2 protein-coding genes and 1 rRNA gene are annotated in these 1,917 nt (G+C 40.3%); 1 reads left to right on the plus strand and 2 read right to left on the minus strand.

Annotated elements, in window-relative coordinates:
- Positions 1–334 precede the first annotated feature (334 nt).
- A complete protein-coding gene (locus tag ISALK_RS14785) occupies positions 335–1,066 on the plus strand; it encodes a LiaF domain-containing protein (protein WP_160723646.1) in 732 nt (243 codons plus the stop codon).
- A 245-nt stretch (positions 1,067–1,311) separates the two neighbouring features.
- Here ISALK_RS14785 and ISALK_RS14790 read toward each other — a convergent pair whose 3' ends face one another.
- On the minus strand, positions 1,312–1,578 hold the full coding sequence (locus ISALK_RS14790) for a hypothetical protein (protein WP_160723648.1): 267 nt from the start codon (positions 1,576–1,578) through the stop codon (positions 1,312–1,314).
- Positions 1,579–1,796: 218 nt separating this feature from the next.
- Positions 1,797–1,913: ribosomal RNA gene (rrf, locus tag ISALK_RS14795) — 5S ribosomal RNA — on the minus strand.
- Positions 1,914–1,917 lie beyond the last annotated feature (4 nt).

Here is a 1,917-nt window from a genome sequence, read left to right on the forward strand (position 1 = left end):
GTTTATTAAGGTTACCCAAAAACATTATACCTTGGTAATTTCTGTATTTTACAAAATCACGATTACCGCCAGCAATCTGGTGCTTATGTTTTAACTATTTAAGGACATTTTCTAAAAGGGTTGACACGCTCTTAGACGCATCCGTCCCAAGTGGTTTTTTCTTTCCGTCTACAGGAGGAGGACCTTGCTTTTTACTTCCCTTGGGCCATCGGTCTATTAATAGGCTTTAAATATTGCTATTGCTTATTTACAGCTTATCCCTTATGATGATATTAAGAAATGTTTCACGTGAAAAATATAATTCAAGCAAATATAACAATAGGAGGAAACGATTATGAAGGCGATATCATCAAGAATCATACTGGGGATTTTCATTCTCAGTATTGGGGTGGTGGCCCTGCTCAGCAATTTCGGCATATTGGATTACAGTGTGGGTCAGCTGTTTTTAAATTTTTGGCCCCTGATCATTGTTTATTGGGGGGTTGAAACCTTATTCAAGCCCGGAGGCCTGCTTCAACGATTGATCGGAGTTTTTATTGCCCTTATCGGAGTGGTGCTTATTGCCAACCGTATAGAATTCGAACCCTTAATGTTTAATCTTTCCTCGCTTTGGCAGCTAGTTGTTCCCGCAATCCTGATTGTCTCCGGAATCACATTGTTAACAGGGAAAAAAAAGATCGGTAAAAGTCATTATGCAGTTCTATCGGGTTTGGAACGAAACCGGGGGACTTGGAAGCTGGGCTCGGAATCCTATGTAGCCTTTTTAGGGGGGGTGGAGTTGGACCTTTCTCTGGCAGAATTGCCTTCTCAGGAAACCCACTTAGACTTAACCGCCGTTCTGGGCGGGATTGAAGTAAAGGTTCCGAGGGATTTAACCATTATTTGCGAGGGACAATCGGTCTTTGGGGGCGTAGAACAACTGGGAGATGAAAGCGCAGGAATTTTCACCTCCAAAAAAGAAACCCGCCACGAACCGAATTTATCCACGGATCATCCCAACCATGGCAAGATTTTAAGAATTTCCTCCTCCACGGTTTTTGGAGGGATCGAAATTGATTTTGCATAGTTTCCCACTGTAAACCATTGTTCTTCCTGTTATATTAGCCCAGAGGACGCCTTCCTTAAAGTGCCATAGCCTTTAGCTAGGTCGGAGGTGTAAGCGCAGCTGGGAGCCTTCATTAATTACGCTTATAACCGATAAAAATGAAAAATCTTTAATCAAAAAAAAGCCTACCTCCAATGACCTTGGATCTTTAGGCTTTTTTTATTTGAGAACTTTTTAAAGGTCCTTTTTCTTATTCCTTTTTCTTCTTATTGGAAACCTTCCTTTTTCATGGTGTGTAAAACCTTGGCAAATAGATCCAGGGTTTTTTGTCGATCCTCATCTAAGTAAGTGACTTTCTTTTGGATGTTTCCCGCGGTGTTTTCTGCGGTTTTTCCCATGGTTTTCAGCCCCGGGTCCTCTTGGGTGTTTTGCTGGCTTTCCCGTTTTTTCAAGTAGTCCCGAATGTATAGCACTTTCGCTGTGTTGTTGTCGTTAGAATGCTTATAGGTTAGTTCATTATTATTTTTATCCATTAGAATCACAATCCTTTCTTACTTTATTTAATTCGTGATACTCTTTCATTTCTCCTGCTTTTTTATTAATTTTTTTATAAAAATTTATTTTAAAAAAACAAACCTTAAAGAGAAAAAAATAATTTTTTCTCTTTAAGGCAACAGGGTCTTAATGCTTTTTTTCTCTGATGATGGGATTGACAGTTACCATCGATACAAATAAAAAACAAAAAAAAGAAAAGCCGCGACGACCTACTCTCCCAGGCAGTCACCCACCAAGTACCATCAGCGCTGAAGAGCTTAACTTCCGTGTTCGGGATGGGAACGGGTGTGACCTCTTCGCTTTCGTCACGACATTTC

The sequence above is a fragment of the Isachenkonia alkalipeptolytica genome (assembly GCF_009910325.1).
In the GTDB taxonomy this organism is placed as follows: domain Bacteria; phylum Bacillota; class Clostridia; order Peptostreptococcales; family T1SED10-28; genus Isachenkonia; species Isachenkonia alkalipeptolytica.

Coding starts and splice junctions, on each gene's coding strand:
- ISALK_RS14785 (WP_160723646.1), top strand. CDS start 335: ATGAAGGCGATATCATCAAGAATCATACTGGGGATTTTCATTCTCAGT.
- ISALK_RS14790 (WP_160723648.1), bottom strand. CDS start 1,578: ATGGATAAAAATAATAATGAACTAACCTATAAGCATTCTAACGACAAC.